Here is a 22,963-nt window from a genome sequence, read left to right on the forward strand (position 1 = left end):
CCGTCAACGACCGACGGCGCGCCCCGGAGAGAGCACACAAGAAAGGTTCAATGATGACTGAGACGATCCACACCTCGGACGGGCCGAAGCGTGTTACGGTGACGTCGCCGTTTTGGAAGCATTATCGGGAGAATGTGGCGAAGGAGGTGATTCCGTACCAGTGGGCCGTGATCAACGACGAGCAGAGGATCGACATCCCGCGTGATCCGTCGGGCGCGAAGCAGGACATCGACTACCACTACAGCCGCGCGGTGCGGAACCTGCGGATCGCGGCGGGTGACGAGGAGGGCGAGTTCAAGGGGTTCGTCTTCCAGGACTCGGATGTGTACAAGTGGCTCGAGGAGGCCGCGTACGCCCTCGCCTACGAGCCGGACGAGCAGCTGCAGCAGCTGTGCGACAAGCTCGTCGATCTGATCGCGCGCGCCCAGCGCGAGGACGGTTACCTCGACACCCCGTACATCATCAGGTCCGGCGCGTTCGCCGATCGTGAGCGTTTCACCCAGATCCAGCAGTCCCACGAGATGTACGTGATGGGCCACTACATCGAGGCCGCGGTGGCGTACTTCGAGGTGACCGGCAACCAGCAGGCCCTCGAGGTCGCCGAGAAGATGGCCGCCTGCCTCGACGCCAACTTCGGCGAGGAGGACGGCAAGATCCCCGGCGCCGACGGCCACCCGGAGATCGAGCTGGCGCTCTCCCGCCTGTACGAGGTCACCCACGAGCGCAAGTACCTCGACCTCGCGAAGTTCTTCATCGACGTGCGCGGCAAGGACCCGAGCTTCTACGACAAGCAGAACGAGAAGATCGGCGACGGCACGACCGACATCTTCCCGCAGATGCGCGGCTGGACGCACGAGTACACCCAGACCGCCCGCCCGATCCGCCGGCAGCAGACCGCCGAGGGCCACGCGGTGCGCGTCGGCTATATGCTCACCGGTGTGGCGCACGTCGCCCGTCTGACCGGCGACAAGGAGCTCGAGGAGACCGCCAAGCGCCTGTGGCGCAACATCGTCACCAAGCGCATGTACATCACCGGCGGCGTCGGCTCGACCCATGTGGGCGAGGCGTTCACCTACGACTACGACCTGCCGAGCGACACGATGTACGGCGAGACCTGCGCCTCCGTGGCGATGAGCTTCCTGGCGCGCCAGATGCTCGAGCTCGAGACCAAGGGCGAGTACGCCGACGTGCTCGAGAAGGAGCTGTTCAACGGCTCCATCGCGGGCATCGCGCTGGACGGCAAGCACTTCTACTACGTGAACGCGCTCGAGGCCGACCCCGAGGCCACGGAGCACAACCCGGACCGCTACCACGTGCTCATGCACCGCGCCGAGTGGTTCGGCTGCGCCTGCTGCCCGGCCAACATCGCGCGTCTGATCGCCTCCGTGGACCGCTACCTGTACACGGTGCACGAGGATCGCCGCGAGATCGTCGCCCATCAGTTCATCGCGAACGACGCCGAGTTCTTCGACGGCGTGAAGGTCTCCCAGAAGTCGAACTTCCCGTGGGACGGCCACATCGAGTTCACGGTCGACGTGCCGGAGGGCTCGGACCCGGTGCGCTTCCTGGTGCGCATCCCGAGCTGGTCGGCGTCGAAGCACGAGCTGACCGTCAACGGCGAGGACGCGCGCCGTCTGCCGGTCGTGGACGGGTTCGTCACGATCGAGCTGACCCCGGGCGCCACCGAGATCACGCTGGACCTGGACATGGCCGTGAAGTTCATGCGCTCCAAGACCCTGGTGCGCCACGACATCGGCAAGATCGCGGTCATGCGCGGCCCGGTCGTGTACTGCGCGGAGGAGGCCGACAACTCGGCTCCGCTGTGGAACTACCACATCGCCAGCCGTGACGCGTCCCGCGCCAGGGCGGAGTACCACTTCGGCGAGCTGGACGGCGTGGAGGTCATCACCGTCCCGGCCACGAAGCGCACGCACGACGACGAGTCGTTCCCGCTGTACGCGGACGTCGAGGAGCATCCGGTCGGGGAGAAGTCCTACGACCTCAAGCTCATCCCGTACTACGCGTGGGCCAACCGCGAGATCGGCCAGATGCAGGTCTGGTTCGACTCCGACTTCTAAACCCACCACACCACCACACGCCGGCATCGGATCGGGGCATCCCCGGGTCCGGGCCGACGGTCCGGTTTCATGGCTATCTTCATAGGCCGTCGGACCCGCGTCCGTCACGCGGGTGCGGCGGCCTTTCGTCGTTGCGCGCGTGCGTCCACAGGCCGCGGGGCGGGGCTTCCGCATTGGGAAAGTTTAGGCGATGCGCCTCGGCCGCCCGGCACATCCTCCGGCCGGACAACTCCTTTCTCTTCTTCCTTTCCTTCCAATCGTGGGTGTGCCCCGACGGAGTCGTCGATTCCGCCGGGGCGCACCCGTATCGGGCGAGGGCTTTGCGAGAGGGGATCGGTTCGCTAATCTACGTAATGGGAGGAAACGGGATAATGCAGACCTCGAACGATGCCGACAAGCCGCGCAGACCGCGCAAGGTGACCCTTGCCGACGTGGCGAGGGAGGCGAACGTGTCGGTGTCGGCCGCCTCGAAGGCGCTCAACCACTCCGACCGCATCTCCGCTGAGACCCAGCGCGCCGTGCGCATGGCCGCCGACCGACTCGGCTACCAACGCCCCGCCGATCGTGCGGGTGCCTCCTCCGGCTCCGGCCGCGCCGTCCGTGCCAGCCGCTCCGGACTGGTCGGACTCATCACCTCGGACTACAACGGACGCTTCTCCCTGCCACTGCTCACTGGCGCGGAGACGACGCTCGGCGCGTCCAACCACGCCGCCCTGCTCATGAGCTCGCACGGGCGTCCGGCGCTCGAGAAGAGCCACATCGACCGTCTCGCCGCCTACGGCGTGGACGGGCTGATCGTCGTGGGCGACACCTCCAACCCGCGTCCGCCGCTCGACGAGCGCACCACGATGGGACTGCCGGTCGTCTACACGTACGACCCCTCGCGCGATCCGGAGGACTGCAGCATCATCTGCGACAACATCGGCGCCGGCACGCAGGCCATCGAATACCTGCTGAGTCTGGGGCGTCGCCACATCGCCGTCGTGGCCGGATCCGAGGACTTCCAAGCCGCGCGCGACCGCGTCAGGGGCGCGCGGCTCGCCTTCGGCCTGTACGATTTCCAGCCCGTGGGTGTGCTGTTCGACGCGTGGAGCGAGGATTGGGGCGAGCGTGCCGCCAGGATGCTCGTCGACCGTCATCCCGACCTCGACGCGATCTACTGCCTGAGCGACGAGATCGCGCGCGGCGCCGTCCGCGGTCTGATGACGATCGGCAGGAGGGTGCCCGACGACGTCGCCGTCATCGGCCACGACAACTGGTTCGTGTTCAGCACGAACGTCCATCCGACGCTCACCACGTTCGACAACAACATCTCGCTCATCGGCAAGACGGCCGCGAAGTTCCTCATCGACGCTATCAACGGGCGCCCGCATCACGGCGTGACCAGCGTCGAGTGCCCGATGATCGTGCGCGAATCCACCGAGGTGGGTCGTCGCACCCCGCTCGAGGGCAGCGAGCGCATCTTCCTCAGCCGCGGCGGCGTGTGAGGGTGCCATCCCTGCCAATCGGTGGCGGAAATCTCTCGCCGGGCGCCCCGCGAGCGAGCCGTATCTGCCAGCTGGTGGCGCAAACCTCTTGCTGAGAGCGGTCCGCGAGAGATGTCTGCCGGTCGGTGGCGGCAATCTCTCGCCGGTACCATGCTCAGCGAGAGATTCCCGCCACAGGATGGCTGCGACCTCTCGCTGAGTCCGTGTTTCCCGACTACGATGAGATCGAAACGAACGTTAGGGGCCATCGAACAGGGGAGCGACGCAAACCATGACCGCATACATGGACCACAAGGACTTGGCGAACGAGATCATCGACGAGGCGCGTGCGCGCGAGATCGCCGACGGCGTCAGGCGCACGATGGACGCCGTCGCCTCCGCCGAGGTCGACTCCGGGCGCGAGGTCGGCTCGGTCAAGCTGCTCGCCGCCACCAAGACGCGCGACGTCGGCGAGATCGTCACCGCGATCGACGCGGGCATCCGCCTGATCGGCGAGAACCGTCCGCAGGAGGTGCAGGCCAAGGCCGACGGACTGGCGAAGCGCCTCGCCGAACGCGGCCTGAAGCTCGGCGAGGACGTGCCGTTCCACCTCATCGGCCAGCTGCAGTCGAACAAGATCGGCAAGGTGCTGCCGGTCGTCAACACCATCGAATCGGTCGACTCGATCGAGCTCGCCGAGAAGATCGCCCGCCGCGCGGTCATGCGGAACATGACGGTCGGCGTGCTGCTCGAGGTCAACGAATCCGGCGAGGCGTCGAAGTCCGGCTGCCCGCCGAGCCACGCCATCGATTTGGCCAAGCGCATCGGTGCGATGGGCGGACTGGAGCTGCAGGGTCTGATGACGATCGGCGCGCACGTCGACGACGAACGCACGATCCGCGCCGGCTTCGCGCACCTGCGCCGCACACGCGACCAGATCCTCGCCTCCGGGGCGGAGGGCGTCGAGCACTGCACGGAGCTGTCGATGGGCATGACGAACGACATGGCGCTCGCCATCGAGGAGGGCTCCACGATCGTGCGCGTCGGCACCGCGATCTTCGGCCCGCGCGCCTTCATCTGATTGACGGCGGGCACGACAGATGACGAAGGACAGGGACATCATCCGCATCCACGCCACCGTTTCCGGCCTCGTGCAGGGCGTGGGATACCGCTATTTCGCGTATCAGGCCGCACGTGGGGCCGGCGTGACCGGTTGGGTGCGCAACCTGTGGAACGGCGACGTCGAGGCCGAGGCGCAGGGCCCGCGCGCGTCGGTCGCCATGTTCATCTCCCGGCTCAAGGTCGGCCCGCGCTGGGGCCACGTCGATGCCGTCGCCGTCGACGAGATCGACGTGGCGCCCCGTGAAACGGCCTTCCGCGTCAGGAACGACGCGGGATGACCGCGTTCGGCCGGCGGGCCGCCTGACTCCCTCGCCGAGGGAAGCCCGTCGGGAATCGCGATCAGTCGCCGAGTGCGTCCTTGATCGCGCCGACGAAGTAGTCCAGATCGTCGGGCTTGCGCGAGGTGATGAGCTTGAAGCCGTTCGCGTCGTCGATGGTCAGCTGGCTGTCGACGTACTTGCCGCCCGCGTTCTCGATGTCCGCGGCGATGTAGCGGCACGGCGACGCGGTCTTGCCGGCGATGAGCCCGGCGTTGACCAGCAGCCAGGCGCCGTGGCAGATCGCGGCGATCGGCTTGCCTTCGTGCGCGAACTCCTGCGCGAGCGTGATCGCGTCCTCGTTCACGCGGATGCGGTCGACGTTGCAGGTGCCGCCGGGCACGACCAGCAGGTCGTAGTCCGCCGCCTGCACGTCGGACAGCTTCGCGTCCGGCGTGAGCGTCTCGCCCTCGTAGCGGTCGTGCTCGACGGTCTCGCACGGGTCGAGCGTGGTCGCGGCGAGCGTCACCTCGGCGCCCGCGGCCTTGAGGTCGTTGAGCGGACGGGTCAGCTCCATCTCCTCGATGCCCCAGTTGTTGACGATGATCAGCACCTTCGATGCGTTGACTGCCATGGTTCCTCCTCGATGATTCGATGGCCTGCGTGCCGCCCCGTCGTTCGTATCGATTCCCCTCGCGACGGAAGCGTCGGGGCGATGTCTCGATGCCCCGTTCCATTATGCGTCGGATTCGCGCCGGCGCCGCTCCGTTGCCATCACCGGCGTGCGCGCCCGGCATCCGTTCGGGCGATTCCCATGATTCCTTGCGGCGACCGTATGCTTTCGCGGTAAGCTGGGTGCAAGCAATCAACAGCGATTCGGCGACATGTCGACGAGGAGGGCGTCATGGCAAATCCGTTTTCCACCAATCCCGAGGACTCCGGCAGCGGCCAGCAGTCGTACGGCCAGGCCGATCCGTCGGCGCAGCAGCCCCAGCCGACCGCCGGCCGGCAGAACCCGTTCGATCCGGTCCCGCAGGACGCGCAGACCCAGCCCTACGCCCAGCCGGCGTCGACCGGTTCCGCCAATCCCGCCTACGAGCCGCAGGGCGACGCCAACCCGTACGCCCAGCCGGCCTACGGCCAGCAGCAGCCCGACTACGGCCAGAACCCCCAGTCCGAGTACGGACAGCAGAACCCGTACGCCCAGCCGGCCTACGATCAGTCGGCGTACGGCCAGTCGGGCCAGTCGGGCCAGCCCGACTACACGCAGACCGGCTACGCCGCGAACGGCGTCCCGCCGCAGGGCGTCTATCCGAGCCAGCCGTACGGCTACTACGGCTACGGCTATCCGGCGCAAAGGACGTGGAACGCGATGGCCATCGCCGGATTCGTCTGCTCGTTCTTCGTCGCCATCGTCGGCCTCGTCCTGAGCATCATCGGCCTGAACCAGATCAAGCGCACCGGCGAGAAGGGCCGCGGGCTCGCGATCGCCGGCATCATCATCAGCGCCGTGCAGATGGTGATCACCGTGCTGTTCATCGTGTTCATCGTGGTCTTCGGCATCAACGCCGTCGACCACTACGACCATTACGACTACGGCGACTACAGCGATGCCGGCTACTACAGCGACGCGCAGGCCACCTCGGCCCGCGCGGCCGTGCCCGGTTCGGCTGCCGCCATCGACGCCGTCGTCGCCGAAACCTACGCGGCCCTGTGAGCGGGGCCTTCGGACTGGAACTAGACTGGAGAACCATGAGAATCGCACGTTTTTCGTTGAATGACACGCCGCGCTACGCCTTCGTCCAGACGGACGAGGCGGACGGCAAGGACTACCTCGTCGAACTCGACGGCCATCCGCTGCTCGGCGGCCAGGTCACCCCCACCGGCAACCGCTACCCGCTCGACATGGACGGTCTGCGTCTGCTGTCCCCGGTCATCCCGTCCAAGGTCTACGGTCTGGCCAAGAACTACGAGGCCCACGCGCAGTTCATGCACGAGGCCGGCCACTCCGAGATCTCCCACGCCCCGGAGGACATGGTCATCTTCACCAAGCCGTCCACCTCGGTGATCGGCCCGGACGATCCGATCGTCTACCCGGCCTGCTCGAAGGACATGAACTTCGAGCCCGAGGTCGCCGTCGTCATGGGCAAGGTCGCCAAGAACGTGCCCGTCGAGAAGGCGATGGACTACGTGCTCGGCTTCACCTGCGTCAACGACGTCACCCTGCGCGACCTGCAGGGCCTCGACCCGACGTGGACCCGTGCCAAGGGCTTCGACACCTCCTGCCCGCTGGGCCCGTGGATCGTGATGCGCGACGACCTCAACTGGCGCGACGCGAAGATCTCGTTCACCTTGAACGGCGAGGACGTCCCGATGGCGTCCGGCACCACCGCCAACCTCATCCACGGCATCCCGGAGCAGATCGCGGCGATCTCGAGCTTCTCGACGCTGCTGCCCGGCGACGTCATCATGACCGGCACGCCGAACGCCTCCGGCCACCTCGACCCGGGCGACGAGACCATCGTCCATGTCGAGGGCATCGGCGACCTGCGCAACGTGATCGTGCGCGCCTGATCCGGTCCGTCTCGGATTCGACCCCGAACCCGGATTCGGACTGATCCGGGTCCGGGTCGATCCGGTTCGCGAAAGCCTCTTCCCCAGTCGGGAAGGGGCTTTCGTCGTTCATGCGTATGAACGACAGGCAAAACTTGAGTGACTTCGACTCAACTTTTGGGAATAGAATGGTCCCTGGGTCGGTTGGACATGTCAGAACATGACATGAACGTCCGGAACGGCGGCGTCGATCGGCGGCTCAGGGCCGCCGGGAGCCCCGTTCCGGACACAAGAGACTTGGAGGACAAATATGGAACAGAAGTTCACGACCATGGCCCAGGAGGCCATCGGCGACGCCATCCAGAGCGCGTCCGCCGCGGGCAACGCGCAGGTCGAGACCCTGCACGTCATCGACGCGCTGCTGCGTCAGGAGCAGGGCGTCGTGCGCGGCCTCATCCAGGCCGCTGGCGGCGACCCGCAGGCCATCGGCGCCGCGGTGAGGAACGCCCTCGTCGCGCTGCCGAGCGCGTCCGGCTCGACCACCTCGCAGCCGCAGGCCAGCCGCCAGCTGACCGCCGCGCTCGCGCAGGCCGAGAAGGAGATGCAGGCCATGGGCGACGAGTACGTCTCCACCGAGCACCTGCTCATCGGCATCGCCGCGTCGGCCCCGAACCAGTCGGCCGACATCCTCAGGAAGTACGGCGTCACGCCGGAGGCCCTGCGCAAGGCCGTGCCGGGCGTGCGCGGCGGCGCCAAGGTGACCAGCCCCGACGCCGAGGGCAGCTACAAGGCGCTGGAGAAGTACTCCACCGACCTGACGGCCGCCGCCAAGGAGGGCAAGCTCGACCCGGTGATCGGCCGCGATCAGGAGATCCGCCGCGTCATCCAGATCCTGAGCCGTCGTACGAAGAACAACCCGGTGCTGATCGGCGAGCCGGGCGTCGGCAAGACCGCCGTCGTCGAGGGTCTCGCCCAGCGCATCGTCGCCGGCGACGTGCCGACCACGCTGCAGGGCAAGAAGCTCATCTCGCTTGACCTCGGCTCGATGGTGGCCGGCTCGAAGTACCGTGGCGAGTTCGAGGAACGCCTCAAGAGCGTTCTCAACGAGATCAAGAGCGCCAACGGCCAGATCATCACGTTCATCGACGAGATCCACACGATCGTCGGCGCCGGTGCGGCCGAGGGCTCGATGGACGCCGGCAACATGTTGAAGCCGATGCTCGCCCGCGGCGAACTGCGCCTGATCGGCGCGACCACGCTGGACGAGTACCGCGAGAACATCGAGAAGGACCCGGCGCTCGAGCGTCGTTTCCAGCAGGTGTTCGTCGGCGAGCCGAGCGTGGAGGACACCATCGCCATCCTGCGCGGCCTCAAGCAGCGTTACGAGGCGCACCACAAGGTGACGATCGGCGACGATGCGCTGGTCGCCGCCGCGACGCTGTCCAACCGGTACATCTCCGGCCGTCAGCTGCCGGACAAGGCCATCGACCTGGTCGACGAGGCCGCCGCGCACCTGCGTATGGAGCTCGATTCCTCCCCGGAGGAGATCGATGAGCTCCAGCGCAAGGTCACCCGCTATGAGATGGAGGAGATGCAGCTGAAGAAGGCCGAGGATCCGGCCTCCAAGGAGCGCCTCGAGAAGCTGCAGGCCGAGATGGCCGACGCCCGCGAGAAGCTCTCGGGCCTCAAGGCCCGCTGGGATGCCGAGAAGGCCGGCCACAACAAGGTCGGCGACCTGCGCGCCCAGCTCGACGCCAAGCGCGTCGAGGCCGACAAGTTCACCCGCGAGGGCAACCTCGCCGAGGCCAGCCGTATCCTCTACGGCGAGATTCCGGCCATCCAGAAGCAGCTCGACGCCGCCGAACAGGCCGACGCCGAGTCCGCCGAGAACGGCGCGGCCAAGCCCGAGCCGATGGTCCCGGACCACGTCGACGCCGATTCCGTCGCCGGCATCGTCTCCGAATGGACCGGCATCCCCGTCGGCCGCCTGATGCAGGGCGAGAACGAGAAGCTCCTGCACATGGAGGACTACCTCGGCAAGCGCGTCATCGGCCAGAAGGAGGCCATCCAGGCCGTGTCCGACGCCGTGCGCCGCTCGCGCGCCGGCATCTCCGACCCGAACCGTCCGACCGGCTCGTTCCTGTTCCTCGGCCCCACCGGCGTGGGCAAGACCGAGCTCGCCAAGGCGCTCGCCGACTTCCTGTTCGACGACGAGAAGGCGATGGTCCGCATCGACATGTCCGAGTACATGGAGAAGGCTTCGGTCTCGCGCCTCATCGGCGCGGCCCCGGGCTACGTCGGCTACGAGCAGGGCGGCCAGCTCACCGAGGCCGTGCGTCGTCGTCCGTACTCCGTCGTGCTGTTCGACGAGGTCGAGAAGGCCAACCCGGAGATCTTCGACGTGCTGCTGCAGGTGCTCGACGACGGTCGTCTGACCGACGGCCAGGGCAGGACCGTGGACTTCAAGAACACGATCCTCATCATGACCTCCAACCTCGGCTCCCAGTTCCTCGTCAACGAGGACATGGACGCCGACGCCAAGAAGAAGGCCGTGATGGACGCCGTCCACATGAACTTCAAGCCGGAGTTCCTCAACCGTCTCGACGACATCGTGATGTTCCACCCGCTCACGCGCGAGGAGCTCGGCGGCATCGTCGACATCCAGGTGCACTCCGTCGCCCAGAGGCTCACCGACCGCCGCATCACGCTCGACGTGACCTCCGCGGCCCGCGAGTGGCTCGCCAACATGGGCTACGACCCGGCCTACGGCGCCCGTCCGCTGCGTCGTCTGGTCCAGACCGAGGTCGGCGACCAGCTGGCCCGCATGCTGTTGGCCGGCAAGGTCCACGACGGCGACACCGTGCTCGTCGACCAGACCGGCGGCGAGCACCTCGACCTCACCGCCATGCCCGAGGACCCGCTCGGCAAGACCCCGGCCGACGACGCCGACGTCTCCGTCGACGACGTCAAGACCGACGAGTGACCGGCTGATTCGATGGCCGGTCCGCCTGCCGCGGTACCACGGTACGTGGGAGTCGGGGATCGGCGTGCAGCAACCGCGCTGCCCCGAAACTAACCCTCGATTCCCGCCCAAGGCCCGACGTGCAATCCCGCACGTCGGGCCTTTTCGTATGCGACTACTCTGGGAACCATGACAGGACGATTCGCCCCTACTCCTTCCGGGCGCATGCACATCGGCAACATCACGGCGATGCTCGCCGCGTGGCTCGACGCCCGCGGCGCCGGTTCCGCCGATTCCGATGCCCGCGGCCGCATGCTGCTGCGCATCGAGGACATCGACACCCCGCGCGTGCTGCCCGACGCCGACCGCTGGATCATGGACGACCTCGACTGGCTCGGCCTCGACTGGGAAGGCGAACCCGTCTATCAATCCCGCCGCCTCGACCTCTACGAACAGGCCCTGCGCGCGCTTGAGGACGCTGGCCCCGCGCTCGTCTACCCGTGCTTCTGCTCGCGTGCCGATATCCGTGCCGCCTCCGCCCCGCAGGAGGGCGACGGTTTCCAGATCTACCCCGGTACCTGTCGGCGCCTCCTGCGCGACCATCCGGACACGGTCCGCGACCGCCTTGCCCGCGGCGACCGCCATTCCCTGCGCATCGCGATGCCGGAGCCGTCGTCAATCGTTACCTTCGTCGACCGCGTCTTCGGTCCGCAGGCCTACGACCTCGCCCGCGAGATCGGCGACTCCGTCATCCGCCGTTCCGACGGACTGTTCGCCTATCAGTTCGTCGTCACGGTCGACGACCTCGTCACCGGCGTCGACTCCATCGTGCGCGGCCGCGACCTGCTGCGCTCCACCGCCCTCCAGACGTACATCCGCGACAGGCTCATCGCTTCCGGATTCGGGAACGTCCCGGCCGACTGCGAGTCGTCGCCGTCGCCGTCCCATCCCGCGTACACGCACATCCCCCTGATCGACAACGCGGCCGGACGTCGTCTCGCCAAGCGCGAACGGTCCCTCGACATGGGTGCCCTGCGTGCCCGCGGCGTCACCGCCGAACAGGTCATCGGCTACTGCGCGTGGCTCCTGCGCCTCATCGACGACCCCGAACCCCGCACCGCCGCCGACCTGCTGCCGACGTTCCGCGCGCACGGCTGGACGGCCCTGCGCGCGAACCCCGCCGACCGTGCCCTCGACCCGGACGCCCCGACCACCCCAAGTTGGCTCGCCGAAGCCCTGCGCGCCTGACCCTCCACGACCGAATTCATCGTGAATTCACGGACGCCCACCCTCCTCACGGCCTTGGCCGGCGGTAATCTGATACCACCATTTGCGGGAAACCGCAGGGCGCCCGGACCGGCCGAGACAACGGATGATCGCAGTCGGCCACTCCCATCGGACGCGCCCCGCTTCCCCGCGCTACGGAAGGTAGGAACGTCATGTCGAAACTCCTCAGGAACGCGCTGATCGGCGGCGCCGCGCTCGCCGGTGCGGCCGCATGGGCCATCGCGCCGCGCTCGTTCAACGACAAGCGCCGCAACTTTGTGCCCGTCATCCCCGACGTCTGGTACGCGCACCGCGGCCTGCACGACGCCGGCTCCGGACTGGTCGGCGTCAACGACATCGCCGACTACGGCGGCGACAACCCGGTCAGCGCCCAGGCCGACACGACCGACGCCTCCATCGCCGAGAACGCCGACTACGTGGCGCTCGCCCGTCGCATGGCGATGAAGGCCGGCTACGGCACCCCGGACACGACCGGTCCGATCGCCCCCGAGAACTCGCTCGCCGCGTTCGCCGCCGCCTGCGAGGCCGGCTACGGCATCGAACTCGACCTGCAGCTCACGCTCGACGGTCAGGTCGTCGTCGTCCACGACGCCGACCTCATGCGCGTGGCCGGCGACCCACGCCGCATCGAGGACCTCACCTACGACGAGCTCACGCGCATCCCGCTGTTCCCCACCGGCAAGCCCGGCGACCTCAAGGCCGCGCCGCTGCCCGGCTCCGAGGAGAAGGTGCCGTTGGTCGTCACCCCGCAGTCCGCCCCCGCCGGCTACTACCAGCACGTGCCGCTGTTCTCCGACGTCCTCAAGGTCGTCGCCGGACGCGCCCCGCTCATCGTCGAATACAAGTTCTCCGACAACGCCGCATGGAACGAACGCACCGAGGAGCTCATGGAGAAGGGCCACGCCCTGCTCGAGGCGTACGACGGCCCGTACGTGATCGAGTCCTTCCACCCGGGCGCCGTGAAGTGGTACAAGGAACATCATCCGGACATCTGCCGCGGACAGCTGAGCTGGCCCGCGTCGCTCGGCAAGAACGGTCCGGCCGAATGGGCCGCCGGCCTGCTCGCCTTCGACTGGCTGTCCCGCCCCGATTTCGTCGCCTACGACTGGACCGGCGGCTCCTCGCCGCAGGTGCGCATCGCGCGCGCGATGGGTGCGATCACGGTGTCGTGGACGGTGCGATCCAGCGCCGAACTGGCCGACTGCGACCAGTTCTTCGACCACCACATCTTCGAGGCCTTCGTCCCCGACAACTACCGCTGACCTCCGCCGGGGCCGCCGTCTACTTGTGGTACGGCTCCCCGGCGTTGATCTTGTACGCGCGGTAGATCTGCTCGAGCAGGATCACGCGCATGAGCTGATGCGGGAACGTCATCTTCGAGAAGCTCAGTTTGAAGTCGGCTCGCCTGAGGATCGCGTCGTCCAGTCCGATCGATCCGCCGATGACCATCTGGATGTGGCTCGTCCCGCGCAGTCCCAGATCGTCGATCTTCGCCGCCAGCTCCTCGCTGGACAGCTGCCTGCCGTCGATCGCCAGTGCGATGACGAACGCGCCGTCCTTCAGGTGCTTGGCGATGCGCTCGCCCTCCTTCGCCTTGATCTGGCGCTCGACGCCCTCGGAGGCGTGCTCCGGCGTCTTCTCGTCGGCGACCTCGATGATGTTCAGTCGGCAGTATCGTGACAGCCGCTTCGAATACTCGTCGATGGCGTCGCGCAGGTAGCGCTCCTTCACGCGTCCCGGCGCGATGATGTCGATCTGCATGTGTCGTCCCGTCCCTCATTCCGTCTGGCCACACGAATCGTGCGTTGACGTTGCGTCGCCGTGCGCTTTCCGTGGGCTATCTTCTTCCGGCCACATAAACCGTACGATTACCGACCGTCATCGTACGGTCTATGTGGGCAACCGGCCGCTCACCACGTAAACCGTGCACTAACCGACCATCATCGCACGTTCCCCGTGGGTCAACCGGTCGCTCGTCACACGGACCATACGCTGATGGTCCGTCACTGTACGGTTCGTGTGGTCTGCCGTTCCCTCAACCACAAAAGACGTACGCCGGATGGGTTCCGGCGTACGTCTTTTGTGATTAACAGGTCGATGTCGTCAGTCGGCCGTCAGTCGATGACGCCGTACAGGCGATCGCCGGCGTCGCCCAGACCCGGCACGATGTAGCACTTGTCGTTGAGCTTCTCGTCGACCGCGCACACCACGACCTTGAAGTCGATGGACGGGTCGATGTGCTCCTCGACGTACTTGATGCCCTCCGGCGCGGCGATGATGTTGATCGCCGTGACGTCCTTGGCGCCGCGCTCGGCCAGGTAGTGTGTGGCGGCGACCAGCGTGCCGCCGGTGGCGAGCATCGGGTCGATGAGGAAGCACTGACGGCCGGTCAGATCGTCGGGGAGCCTGTTCGCGTATGTGATCTGCTGGGTCGGGTGCTCCTCGTCGCGCTTCATGCCGAGGAAGCCGACCTCGGCGGTCGGCAGCAGACGGGTCATGCCGTCGAGCATACCCAGGCCGGCACGCAGCACGGGCACGATGATCGGGCGCGGCTCGGCCAGCTTCTTGCCGGTCATCGGCGCGACCGGCGTCTCGATCGGCGCCGCCACGACGGACAAGTCGCGGGTGGCCTCGTACGCCTCAAGCATGACCAGCTCGGAGACGAGCTCGCGGAAAGTGGAGGACGGGGTGTTCTTGTCGCGGAGCACGGTCAGCTTGTGCTCGACGAGCGGATGATTCAAAACGTGAAGTTCCATGGTTCCTAGCCTACCGCGTGCGCCTCATTTGTCACCGCCCGGGAAACGCGCGTCGTGGCCCGACCCCTCCCCAAGGGGAACCGTCCACGGATACGAACTGGGGGAGGCCGATCATGGAATCGGAAGGATCGGAAGAATCAGAAGAAGGAAGCGCCGAACCGTGAAAGCGCCTGTCGGCGCAAAGGCTGACGCGTGAAGCGGGGAATCCGGTGGATTCCCCGTAGCGTCAGCCTGAGCGAGACGAAAGTCGAGCGAAGGCAGCATTGGGCCTTCGCGAAGCGAAGTCCGTAATTGCAAGGGCCGAAGGCGCTTGCAGCGGCATGACGGCGTGGCACGACCTTGCTTGTGGGTTATACTGTTATCCGCGTCGGGCCGTGCTTAAGCCCCGGGCTCCATTTTCTGCCGCTGCGAGCGGCGCTTGCGCCGACAGGCGCTTTCACGGTTCGGCGCTTTCTCTTCTTCTCGTCTACTCCAGCTTCCCGCGTCGCCACAGGTTCGCCGCGTGGTGGAAGTCCTTCGCCGTGGTCATCAGGTTCGCGCCGGTGTGCAGCATGCGCGCGGCCTTGGCGCGCATCGCCTGCGCATCGACGTCACCGTCGCCGGTCCCGTCCATCGAACCATCGCCCGAGACGTCCATCTCCCGCTCCTTGGCCGCCGTGGTCAGTCGTCCGGCCTCAACGCGCAGTCCCAGCGCCACGACGTCGGTGAACGCGGCCGCGCGCTCCATCGCCACCGCGAAGTCACCGGTGAACGCGCCGGAGAGGATCGAGTCGGCGAGCCGTGCGATGTCGTCCTCGGTCGGCGCCTGATCGACGCCCGCGATGGCCGACGCACTGGTCGCGACCGGCTCGCCGACGCGCCACAGTCGCGCGATCGCATCGCGATGCGTGCGCATCCACGTGCGCAGCATGTACAGCCGCCACAGCACGCCCGGCAGCGAATCGGACGGCGACGAGCTCCACAGCTCCGCGATGTCGTCGACGCCGTCGCGCTCGACGACGGTCAACACGCGCGCGACCACGGCCGGATCCTCGCTGTGGCGCACGCGGTCGAGCAACGATGCCGCGGAGGAGTGGGCGATCTCGTTGACCATGCCGGGATCGGCGCCGCCGGCCATCTGGTCAAGCAGCGCGGGTGCGAGCTGTCCCGGACGTGCGGGGCGCGTGCCCCGGCCGGGCGTCGGGACGAATCCCGAACGCGAGGAGCGGATCGAGCCGGAACCGGAGTTGGTGAAACCGTCGGTGACGGAATAGCTAGTAGACAAGCGGACTTACCTTCTGGATGTCGATGATGCGTGGACCGTCGGGCGTGGGCGTGACGAACAGCGCCATCGCGGTGCCCGTGGGCATGTAGGGCGACTTGGCGATCAGCCGTTTCGCGAGCGTCGGGGAGGCGCACAAGCCGCGCAGATGCTCGAATATACCACCGATGACCGGCCGGTGCATGCACACCGCCGTCGGCAGACGATGGTCGAGCGCGTACTGGATCTCGCTCAGCATGCACTCCCACGCCTCCTCCGGACTGCGCGCGAACGCGTCCTCGGTGAGCGCCGGCAGCTTGACCATGTCGCGTCCGGTCTGCCAGGCGAACGTCTCGAGCGTCTCCTGGCAGCGGATCCACGGCGAGGTGGACAGGCGGATCGGGTTGAAACAGGCCAGTTCGTAGCTCAGCGCGAACGCCGCCGCGGCGCCGCGTGGGGTGATCGGCCGGTTCGCGTCGGTGCCGCGCCACGACTTGCGCGCCTCCGCCTTGGCATGGCGCACGATGAGGAACGGCATCGCGTCCGCCGCGCCCTCCTCGAGCCGGTCGATGAACAGCGCGAGGATCTCCTTGTCCGTCGAATGGCTGAGCTTCTTGCGCGCCTTGTCCGGGGTGAGCCAGACGACCTCGTCGATCTCGCCCTTGTCCGCGCGGTGCACCGGTCCCAGGGCGCCGGTGCGCTTGAGGTTCTCGACTGGGGAGATCGGCGTCGCCATCCAGAACAGGATGTGCTTCGTGTCCGCCGTATGGTCCTTGGTGTGGCGCAGCTTGCTGCCCTCTTCGGCCTGCGGGTATTCGATCTCGCCCAGATACGGTCCCAGCGCCACCGGCAGGCCCGTCTCCTCGCCGATCTCGCGCACGGCCGCATGCCGGTGCGATTCGTTCGGATCGAGCTTGCCCTTCGGCCAGCTCCAGTCGTCGTACTTCGGCCGATGCACGAGGCACACCTCGATGTCGTCGAACAGCGGCGTGCGATGCGTCGCGCCGCCGTCCGCAACGTCGTGCAGGGGGGTGACTGGGGTGGCCGATGCGTCGGCGCCGGTCCGCTGTGCGATGTCGTCCGTCTCTTGGCGCCGCCGGTACAGGATACCGCCCGCGGCCTCGACGATTTTTCTCACTTTACTGCCCACCCTTCGTATTGTACGCACCCGTGGGGCGCGTGTGCTCTACGTAGTTTTCCGGCCAAGACGCACGAAGGCCGACCCGTTGCCGGGTCGGCCTTCGAACGACGTTCGGTTATTGCGCTGTGCTGTGGACGATTATACGCCGTTTCCGTCCACACCCGATCGTTTCCGATCGGACCGGTTCATCGCCGGTCAGCTGTGCGCGCCGCGACGACGCGTGTGCTTGCGGATCAGGTACTCCTGGCAGTCGACCAGCGGGCGGCCCTCCTCGTCCTTCGAGTGACGCTCGTAGGAGCCGTCCGGCAGCATGTGCCAGCTGGAGGTGGAATCGGCCATCTGCAGGTCGATGTAGTCGAGCAGCGACTGGATCTGCTCCGGGGCGGTGATGCGCACCAGCGCCTCGACTCGACGGTCGAGGTTGCGGTGCATCAGATCGGCCGAGCCGATCCACACCTCCGGGCCGGACATCGGTCCCTCGCCGATCTGCGGGCCGTCCGAGTTGCAGAACGCGTAGATGCGGCTGTGCTCGAGGAAGCGGCCGAGGATCGAACGCACGCGGATGTTCTCGGACAGGCCGGGCACGCCGGGCTTGAGCGAGCAGATGCCGCGCTCGACGATGTCGATCTTCACACCGGCCTGCGAGGCACGGTACAGCGCGTCGATCGTCTTCTCGTCCACCACGGAGTTGACCTTGATCTTGATCCACGCCTCCTTGCCGGCGCGCGCGGCGTCCTCCTCGCGGCGGATGCGCTGGATGAGGCCGGAGCGGATGGTGCGCGGCGCGACGAGCAGACGGTGGAAGCTCGACTTCGGCGCGTAGCCGGACAGCTGGTTGAACAGGCGGGTCAGATCCTGACCGACCACCGGATCGCAGGTCAGCAGACCCAGATCGGTGTAGATGCGGGCGGTCTTCGGGTTGTAGTTGCCGGTGCCCACGTGGCAGTAGCGGCGCAGGCCGTCGGCCTCCTGACGCACCACCTCGATGAGCTTGCAGTGGGTCTTGAGGCCCACGATGCCGTACACCACGTGCACGCCCGCGCGTTCGAGCTTGCGGGCCCACGCGATGTTGGCGTCCTCGTCGAAGCGGGCCTTGATCTCGACCAGCGCCAGCACCTGCTTGCCGGCGTGCGCCGCGTCGATCAGCGCGTCGATGATCGGCGAGTTGGAGCTGGTGCGGTAGAGCGTCTGCTTGATGGCCAGAACCTTAGGATCCGCAGCAGCCTGCGCCAGAAAGGCCTGCACGGACGTGGAGAAGGAGTCGTAGGGGTGATGCAGCAGGATGTCGCGCTCGCGGATGGCGGCGAAGATGTCCTGCGCGCGGCTCGACTCGACCTCGGCGATCTGACGGTTCGTGGTCGGGATGAACGGGCGGTTCTTCAGGTCCGGACGGTCGATGCCGCCGAGCTCGAACAGCACGGTCATGTCCAGCGGGGCCGGCAGACGGTAGACCTCGTCCGGACGCACGCCGAGCTGGTCGGCGAGCAGCTGGGAGAGGAACGGGCTGGTCTGATCGGAGATCTCGAGACGGATCGGCGGTCCGAAGCGACGGCGCAGCAGTTCCTTCTCCATCGCGTTGAGCAGGTTCTCGGCGTCGTCCTCCTCGACGTCGATGTCCTCGTTGCGGGTGACGCGGAAGGAGCGGGCCTCCTTGATGATCATGCCCGGGAACAGGGATTCCAGATGGGCGATGATGAGGTTCTCCATCGTGATGAAGCCGTAGCGCTCCTCCTTGGACTCCTCGTCGGTCATGTCGTCGACCGGCACGAGGCGGTTGAGGTTGCCCGGGATCTTCACGCGAGCGAAGTGCGACTTGCCGGAGGCCGGGTTCTCGACGATCACGGCGAGGTTGATGGAGCCGCCGGAGATGTACGGGAACGGGTGGGCCGGGTCCACGGCGAGCGGGGTCAGGACCGGGAAGACCTGCTGACGGTAGTAGCGCGACAGGCGCTCCTGCTCGGCGGTGGTGAGCTTGTCCCAGCTCAGCAGCACGATGCGCTGCTCGGCCAGAGCCGGGAAGATGTGGTCGATCACGTAGTGGGCGTGCTCGTTCTGCAGCGCGTGCGCCTGCTCGCTGATCGAGCGCAGCAGCTGGCGCGGGCTCAGACCGGAGGCGGACGGCACGGCGATGCCGGAGTCGATGCGGCGCTTCAGGCCGGCCACGCGGACCATGAAGAACTCATCGAGGTTGTTGGCGAAGATGGCCGCGAAGCTCGCACGTTCGAGCAGCGGCTGGTCCTCGTCCTCGGCCAGTTCGAGAACGCGCTTGTTGAACTTGAGCCAGCTCAGCTCGCGGTCGAAGAAACGGTCGGTGGGCAGCGGCGCCTCGCCTTCCATGGTCTCGCGCCGGTCGTTCTTGTCGGTTTCGGCGATGTGCTCGGCGATTTGGCTTCGCAGGATCGCTTTCGAGGGTGCGTCAAATATCTGTGCCATAGTCCTCATCCTAGGCGGTGGAACGTGTTCCGCGCAGCGAACGCGCCAAAGTTCAACGCGAGTTCACATTTATCCTGTCGACTTCTCCCGGGCTCCCGATTCGTCCGGAGCCGTCTCTGTCCCGGCCGGCCTCCGGCGGCCCCCGTCCTGCCGCGCGCTCACCCCATCAACAGCGACATGATCGCCGGCACGATGCCGATCAGCACGAAGGCGGGCAGAAAGCACAGTGCCGACGGCAGCAGCAGTTTCACCGACAGCTGCGCCGCCTCCTGCTCGATCCGCGACAGCTGCTCCCGATCGTATTCGCGTGCGGCCAGCGTCAATCGTTCCGTGGGTGAGGCGCCGTGGCTCCACGCCTCGCCGAGGCAGTCGTAGACCACGGCCATCGACGGGTGCAGCGCCGCGATCCCGATGCGTCGCTCCTCGCCGCCGGTCTCGTCGTCGCCGCCGTCGGGGTCGGCGAGCGCCGTCGCGTTCGCGCCGAGCCACGCCTCCCGCCAGCCGGCGCCCCGCGTGAGCGCCTCGCCGGCCGTCCGCATGCCCTTCGCCAGCGGCTGCCGGACTCCCGTCTCGCCCGTCCGGCGTCTGCCGAGGAGTCCCGTTCCGAACCGTCGCTCCTCGCCGTCCGTCTCCCGGTGCAGCACCATTCCCACCGCGATCAGCGCGCTCGGTATCGACGATCCCTGTCCCAGTGCCGCGCACAGCATCTCCAGGGCGATCGGCAGGTTCTCGTCGGCGTCGCCGTCCCGGCCGAAGGCGGCCAGCATACGGCTCGTCCACAGCATGCCGGCGCCGTACCATACGGCGCCCAAGGCCAGACAGACCCATCCCGGTATGGTCGTGATCAGGAAGTGGAAGGAACTCGCGCCCATCAGTTCGCCCGCCACGATCGTGAGCACCGGCATCGCCGACAGCAGCTTGATGGTGGCCTTCGGTCCGGCGAACGCCTGTCGTTTCAGATCGTTCGCCTTGCTTTCCCGACGGTGGTTGACGCCCACCGCCTCCAGACACGGCGATATCGCGCATCCCAGCCGCTCGCTCAGACGGCATGCGGCCGCCAGATGCCGGGCGGTTCGTTCGATGTCCTCATCGGTGTCGTGCTTTGCGGCCCGCGCGTGCAGTACGGCCGCGGCGCGCTCGGCGCTGACGCGTCGCGTCGCGAACCGCATGCCTCCCTGCTGCTGGAACGCCTCGACCACGTTGCCGCCGCCCTTCGTGCGCGCCACGATCGCGGCGATCGTCGCGTCCACGCCGGATCGCAACGGCCCGTTCGCATCGTCGACGTCGCTCGCCGCGATGCCGTTCACGCCCCATCCGTACGGCGCGGCCGTCGGTTCGCGCCACAGGAACAGCGCGCCGACGCCGATCATGACGATCACCGCGACGACGAGGGCCGTGGAGGCAACCATGGCGACACCACCTTCCGCGGCTCCGTGTACTGCGGTTCCATGCCGGCGGGGCGATACGGCGCGGCGTGTCTGCCCGGCCTCCGCGTCGGCGTCGGCGTCGCGGCGACGGGCGGCGTCTGCGGCCGGGCCGGCAGCGGTACCGAGATCCGCTCGCCGTCGCCGCCGCGTTCCGCGGGCGCGGCGTCGACGCGCCAATGGGCGACGAATTCGGGCCAGTCGTCCGCGAGCTTCGGTGGGGAGGCCCCGTCCCATACGCACAGCGGCTGGCCGACCAGATCGCCGTGGCGGTCGACGAGCCGGCCGATCTGCGCGATGTGCCGGCCGGCGTCGGTGCGCTCCACGTGCATCACGACGTCGAAGGCGTCGTGCGCGAGCATCGTCATCGCCTGCGGTGCGAGCCCCGCGAGCAGCCCCAGCGAGATCAGGCGCGACGGCACGCGGCCGACGTTGTCCGCGTGCAGCGTGGTCATGCCGCCGTGGTGGCCTGAGTTGTAGGCGCGCAGCAGATCGGCGATCTCCTCGCCGCGGCATTCGCCCAGCACCACCCGGTCCGGTCTCATGCGCAGCGTGGCCTTGACCAGATCGGGCAGTCCGACCGCGCCCGTGCCCTCCACGTTCGCCTCCCTCGTCGCCAGCGAGACGCGGTTGGTCAGCGGCAGCGCGCCCAGCTCGCGCACCTCCTCCACGGTCACGATGCGCTCGGTCGGTCCGCATTCGCCGAGCAGCGCCTTGAGCAGCGTGGTCTTGCCCGCGCCGGTGCCTCCGGTGATGAGCACGGTGGCCTGTTTCGCGACCAGTCCGCGCATCATCGGCAGCCACTCGCGCGGGAACAGGCCCTTGCCGCACAGCGTCGACAGCGAGGAGAACATGCGGTCCGGCAATCGTATGGAGATGGATGCGCCCTGGGCCACCAGCGGTGCGATCACCGCATGGATGCGCACGCCCTCCTCGCTGGAGGCGTCGGCGATCGGCTGTGCGTCGTCGAGACGCCGTCCCAGCTGCGCGCACAGCTGCACCGCGTATTCGCGCACCACCTGCGGCGATCGGAACGGGATGCGTGCGGGGCATTCGCACATGCCTTCGCCGCGATCCGCCCATACCTTGCCGTCGCAGGTGACCGCCACATCGGTGACGCGCGGGTCCCGCACGATCTCGTCGAGGGGGCCGAACATCAGGTCGACCATGCTCGTCTCCTTTCGTTTCCGTTGTCTGCGTCCGTTTACCTGCGGCGGGGTTTCGGCGCCCGATGACGGGCCGTCCGCGTCGGCGGCGTCGGGTCGGCGATGCGGTCCGACAGTGCGTTGATCACCTGCCGCGACTGCTTCGGCACGGCTCTGATGCCGAGTCCGTTCATGATGTCCGCGCACAGCGCCGGATCGCAGCGCATCGGTCCCAGCGCGTCGTCGCCGAACCGTTCCACCGCCTCACGCAGCGCCACCGCCGAGGAGGCCGCGCGTTTCGTCGTGCCGCGAGGCTCCACGCCGACGACGATCGGGGGATCGTCGGTTCCGTCGCCGGCTCGCAGTCGTTCCAGCATGGCGAGGTGCGATCGCGCGCGGGCCAGGCCCAGCGCGGACAGTTCGATGGCGACGATCTGGGGCGCCTTCGCCAGAGCCGGTATCTGCCGCAGCGCCTCGCCGCGCCCCGCATCGGCCAGTACCAGTTCGTTCGCCGCGCACAACGCGTTCGCCGCCGCCTGCAGCTCCCATTCGTCGGGATCCTCGCCGAGCCAGGGCGCATGGGCGAGCACCCGTATGCCCTCCCACTGCGGCAGCTCGTGGTTGAGCGCATCGCCCTCGATGTGCCCGAGCGGCGCGTCGAGGTCCTGCATGGTCAGTCCCGGCTCGTGCTCGATGCCGAGCAGCACGCCGAGGCCTCCGCCGGTCAGATCGGCGTCCATCAGCGCGCAGCCGATCCCGCGCTTGGCGAGAGTCAGGCCGCACAGCGCCATCAGCGTGGTCAATCCCACGCCGCCTCCCGGTGAGGTGAACGTGACGAGGTTGCCGCGGCGCGCGATGACGGTTCGGGGCGCGGCCGGAGCTGTTCGTTCCATGTGCGGCTGCGCGGATGGACTCTGCTCGGCGGGCATCGGTATGGGAGGCCGTTGCGGCTGCGGCTTTCGACGGCGGCTCGGTCTTGGCGGCGATTGCGGACGGGGGACCGCCGCGCGGCCGTTGGCGGGAGGCGGCGCCGTTGCGGACGGTGCCGCCGACGGGGATCGATCGGACGTGGGCGGAGGAACGGGCGGCGGCGAGGGGG

General features: G+C 67.7%; 17 protein-coding genes and 1 pseudogene. 9 read left to right on the plus strand and 9 right to left on the minus strand.

All coding sequences use genetic code 11. From position 1 onward, the window contains the following. The first annotated feature begins 53 nt into the window (after positions 1–53). From JS528_RS09410 to JS528_RS09425, 4 genes are all read left to right on the plus strand, one after another. Entirely contained in the window at positions 54–2,078 is a 2,025-nt protein-coding gene (locus JS528_RS09410) for a glycoside hydrolase family 127 protein (RefSeq protein WP_214358822.1), read from the plus strand. 371 nt (positions 2,079–2,449) lie between these two features. Next, a complete protein-coding gene (locus JS528_RS09415; protein ID WP_214358801.1) occupies positions 2,450–3,565 on the plus strand; it encodes a LacI family DNA-binding transcriptional regulator in 1,116 nt (371 codons plus the stop codon). A 271-nt stretch (positions 3,566–3,836) separates the two neighbouring features. Further along, the gene (locus JS528_RS09420) at positions 3,837–4,625 is read left to right on the plus strand and encodes a YggS family pyridoxal phosphate-dependent enzyme (RefSeq protein WP_214358802.1); all 789 of its coding nucleotides are present in this window, start codon (positions 3,837–3,839) and stop codon (positions 4,623–4,625) included. 19 nt (positions 4,626–4,644) lie between these two features. Next, entirely contained in the window at positions 4,645–4,944 is a 300-nt protein-coding gene (locus tag JS528_RS09425; RefSeq protein WP_214358803.1) for an acylphosphatase, read from the plus strand. 61 nt (positions 4,945–5,005) lie between these two features. On the opposite strand, the gene JS528_RS09430 is transcribed toward JS528_RS09425, so the two are convergent. Then, positions 5,006–5,557: a type 1 glutamine amidotransferase domain-containing protein gene (locus JS528_RS09430; protein WP_214358804.1), complete on the minus strand. Its 552-nt coding sequence runs from the start codon at positions 5,555–5,557 to the stop codon at positions 5,006–5,008. 270 nt (positions 5,558–5,827) lie between these two features. Here JS528_RS09430 and JS528_RS09435 point away from each other — a divergent pair, with 270 nt between their 5' ends. From JS528_RS09435 to JS528_RS09455, 5 genes are all read left to right on the plus strand, one after another. After that, positions 5,828–6,640 carry a DUF4190 domain-containing protein gene (locus JS528_RS09435; protein WP_214358805.1) on the plus strand — a complete coding sequence of 271 codons (813 nt, stop codon included), beginning with the start codon at positions 5,828–5,830 and terminating at the stop codon, positions 6,638–6,640. 35 nt (positions 6,641–6,675) lie between these two features. Further along, on the plus strand, positions 6,676–7,497 hold the full coding sequence (locus tag JS528_RS09440; protein WP_214358806.1) for a fumarylacetoacetate hydrolase family protein: 822 nt from the start codon (positions 6,676–6,678) through the stop codon (positions 7,495–7,497). A 289-nt stretch (positions 7,498–7,786) separates the two neighbouring features. After that, positions 7,787–10,459 carry an ATP-dependent chaperone ClpB gene (clpB, locus tag JS528_RS09445; protein ID WP_214358807.1) on the plus strand — a complete coding sequence of 891 codons (2,673 nt, stop codon included), beginning with the start codon at positions 7,787–7,789 and terminating at the stop codon, positions 10,457–10,459. 168 nt (positions 10,460–10,627) lie between these two features. Then, positions 10,628–11,686, plus strand: a complete 1,059-nt coding sequence (locus JS528_RS09450) for a glutamyl-Q tRNA(Asp) synthetase (RefSeq protein WP_214358808.1) — start codon at positions 10,628–10,630, stop codon at positions 11,684–11,686. Positions 11,687–11,877: 191 nt separating this feature from the next. Next, on the plus strand, positions 11,878–12,987 hold the full coding sequence (locus JS528_RS09455) for a glycerophosphodiester phosphodiesterase family protein (protein ID WP_214358809.1): 1,110 nt from the start codon (positions 11,878–11,880) through the stop codon (positions 12,985–12,987). A gap of 19 nt (positions 12,988–13,006) precedes the next feature. On the opposite strand, the gene rlmH is transcribed toward JS528_RS09455, so the two are convergent. From rlmH to JS528_RS09495, 8 genes and pseudogenes are all read right to left on the minus strand, one after another. Then, positions 13,007–13,486 (minus strand): 23S rRNA (pseudouridine(1915)-N(3))-methyltransferase RlmH, encoded by a 480-nt coding sequence (rlmH, locus tag JS528_RS09460; RefSeq protein ID WP_214358810.1) that lies wholly within the window; start codon positions 13,484–13,486, stop codon positions 13,007–13,009. A gap of 353 nt (positions 13,487–13,839) precedes the next feature. Next, positions 13,840–14,481, minus strand: a complete 642-nt coding sequence (upp, locus tag JS528_RS09465; protein ID WP_214358811.1) for a uracil phosphoribosyltransferase — start codon at positions 14,479–14,481, stop codon at positions 13,840–13,842. 466 nt (positions 14,482–14,947) lie between these two features. Continuing rightward, positions 14,948–15,598 (minus strand): hypothetical protein, encoded by a 651-nt coding sequence (locus JS528_RS09470; protein ID WP_214358823.1) that lies wholly within the window; start codon positions 15,596–15,598, stop codon positions 14,948–14,950. Positions 15,599–15,734: 136 nt separating this feature from the next. Next, positions 15,735–16,859 carry an NUDIX hydrolase gene (locus JS528_RS09475; protein ID WP_214358824.1) on the minus strand — a complete coding sequence of 375 codons (1,125 nt, stop codon included), beginning with the start codon at positions 16,857–16,859 and terminating at the stop codon, positions 15,735–15,737. 198 nt (positions 16,860–17,057) lie between these two features. After that, a complete protein-coding gene (locus JS528_RS09480) occupies positions 17,058–19,295 on the minus strand; it encodes an RNA degradosome polyphosphate kinase (RefSeq protein WP_214358812.1) in 2,238 nt (745 codons plus the stop codon). A gap of 158 nt (positions 19,296–19,453) precedes the next feature. Next, the gene (locus tag JS528_RS09485; RefSeq protein WP_214358813.1) at positions 19,454–20,704 is read right to left on the minus strand and encodes a hypothetical protein; all 1,251 of its coding nucleotides are present in this window, start codon (positions 20,702–20,704) and stop codon (positions 19,454–19,456) included. Positions 20,705–20,865: 161 nt separating this feature from the next. After that, positions 20,866–21,888 (minus strand): annotated as a pseudogene (locus tag JS528_RS09490) (CpaF family protein); the annotation flags it as partial. Between the two features lie 35 nt (positions 21,889–21,923). Beyond that, on the minus strand, positions 21,924–22,757 hold the full coding sequence (locus tag JS528_RS09495) for a CpaE-like family protein (protein WP_214358815.1): 834 nt from the start codon (positions 22,755–22,757) through the stop codon (positions 21,924–21,926). Positions 22,758–22,963: the final 206 nt, after the last annotated feature.

The sequence above is a fragment of the Bifidobacterium santillanense genome, assembly GCF_018555385.1.
Lineage (GTDB): Bacteria > Actinomycetota > Actinomycetes > Actinomycetales > Bifidobacteriaceae > Bifidobacterium > Bifidobacterium santillanense.

Excerpts from the sequence above, each read along its gene's own strand:
- JS528_RS09410 (WP_214358822.1), top strand. The coding sequence starts at position 54 with ATGACTGAGACGATCCACACCTCGGACGGGCCGAAGCGTGTTACGGTG.
- JS528_RS09415 (WP_214358801.1), top strand. The coding sequence starts at position 2,450 with ATGCAGACCTCGAACGATGCCGACAAGCCGCGCAGACCGCGCAAGGTG.
- JS528_RS09420 (WP_214358802.1), top strand. The coding sequence starts at position 3,837 with ATGACCGCATACATGGACCACAAGGACTTGGCGAACGAGATCATCGAC.
- JS528_RS09425 (WP_214358803.1), top strand. The coding sequence starts at position 4,645 with ATGACGAAGGACAGGGACATCATCCGCATCCACGCCACCGTTTCCGGC.
- JS528_RS09430 (WP_214358804.1), bottom strand. The coding sequence starts at position 5,557 with ATGGCAGTCAACGCATCGAAGGTGCTGATCATCGTCAACAACTGGGGC.
- JS528_RS09435 (WP_214358805.1), top strand. The coding sequence starts at position 5,828 with ATGGCAAATCCGTTTTCCACCAATCCCGAGGACTCCGGCAGCGGCCAG.
- JS528_RS09440 (WP_214358806.1), top strand. The coding sequence starts at position 6,676 with ATGAGAATCGCACGTTTTTCGTTGAATGACACGCCGCGCTACGCCTTC.
- clpB (WP_214358807.1), top strand. The coding sequence starts at position 7,787 with ATGGAACAGAAGTTCACGACCATGGCCCAGGAGGCCATCGGCGACGCC.
- JS528_RS09450 (WP_214358808.1), top strand. The coding sequence starts at position 10,628 with ATGACAGGACGATTCGCCCCTACTCCTTCCGGGCGCATGCACATCGGC.
- JS528_RS09455 (WP_214358809.1), top strand. The coding sequence starts at position 11,878 with ATGTCGAAACTCCTCAGGAACGCGCTGATCGGCGGCGCCGCGCTCGCC.
- rlmH (WP_214358810.1), bottom strand. The coding sequence starts at position 13,486 with ATGCAGATCGACATCATCGCGCCGGGACGCGTGAAGGAGCGCTACCTG.
- upp (WP_214358811.1), bottom strand. The coding sequence starts at position 14,481 with ATGGAACTTCACGTTTTGAATCATCCGCTCGTCGAGCACAAGCTGACC.
- JS528_RS09470 (WP_214358823.1), bottom strand. The coding sequence starts at position 15,598 with ATGGCCGGCGGCGCCGATCCCGGCATGGTCAACGAGATCGCCCACTCC.
- JS528_RS09480 (WP_214358812.1), bottom strand. The coding sequence starts at position 19,295 with ATGGCACAGATATTTGACGCACCCTCGAAAGCGATCCTGCGAAGCCAA.
- JS528_RS09485 (WP_214358813.1), bottom strand. The coding sequence starts at position 20,704 with ATGGTTGCCTCCACGGCCCTCGTCGTCGCGGTGATCGTCATGATCGGC.
- JS528_RS09495 (WP_214358815.1), bottom strand. The coding sequence starts at position 22,757 with ATGGAACGAACAGCTCCGGCCGCGCCCCGAACCGTCATCGCGCGCCGC.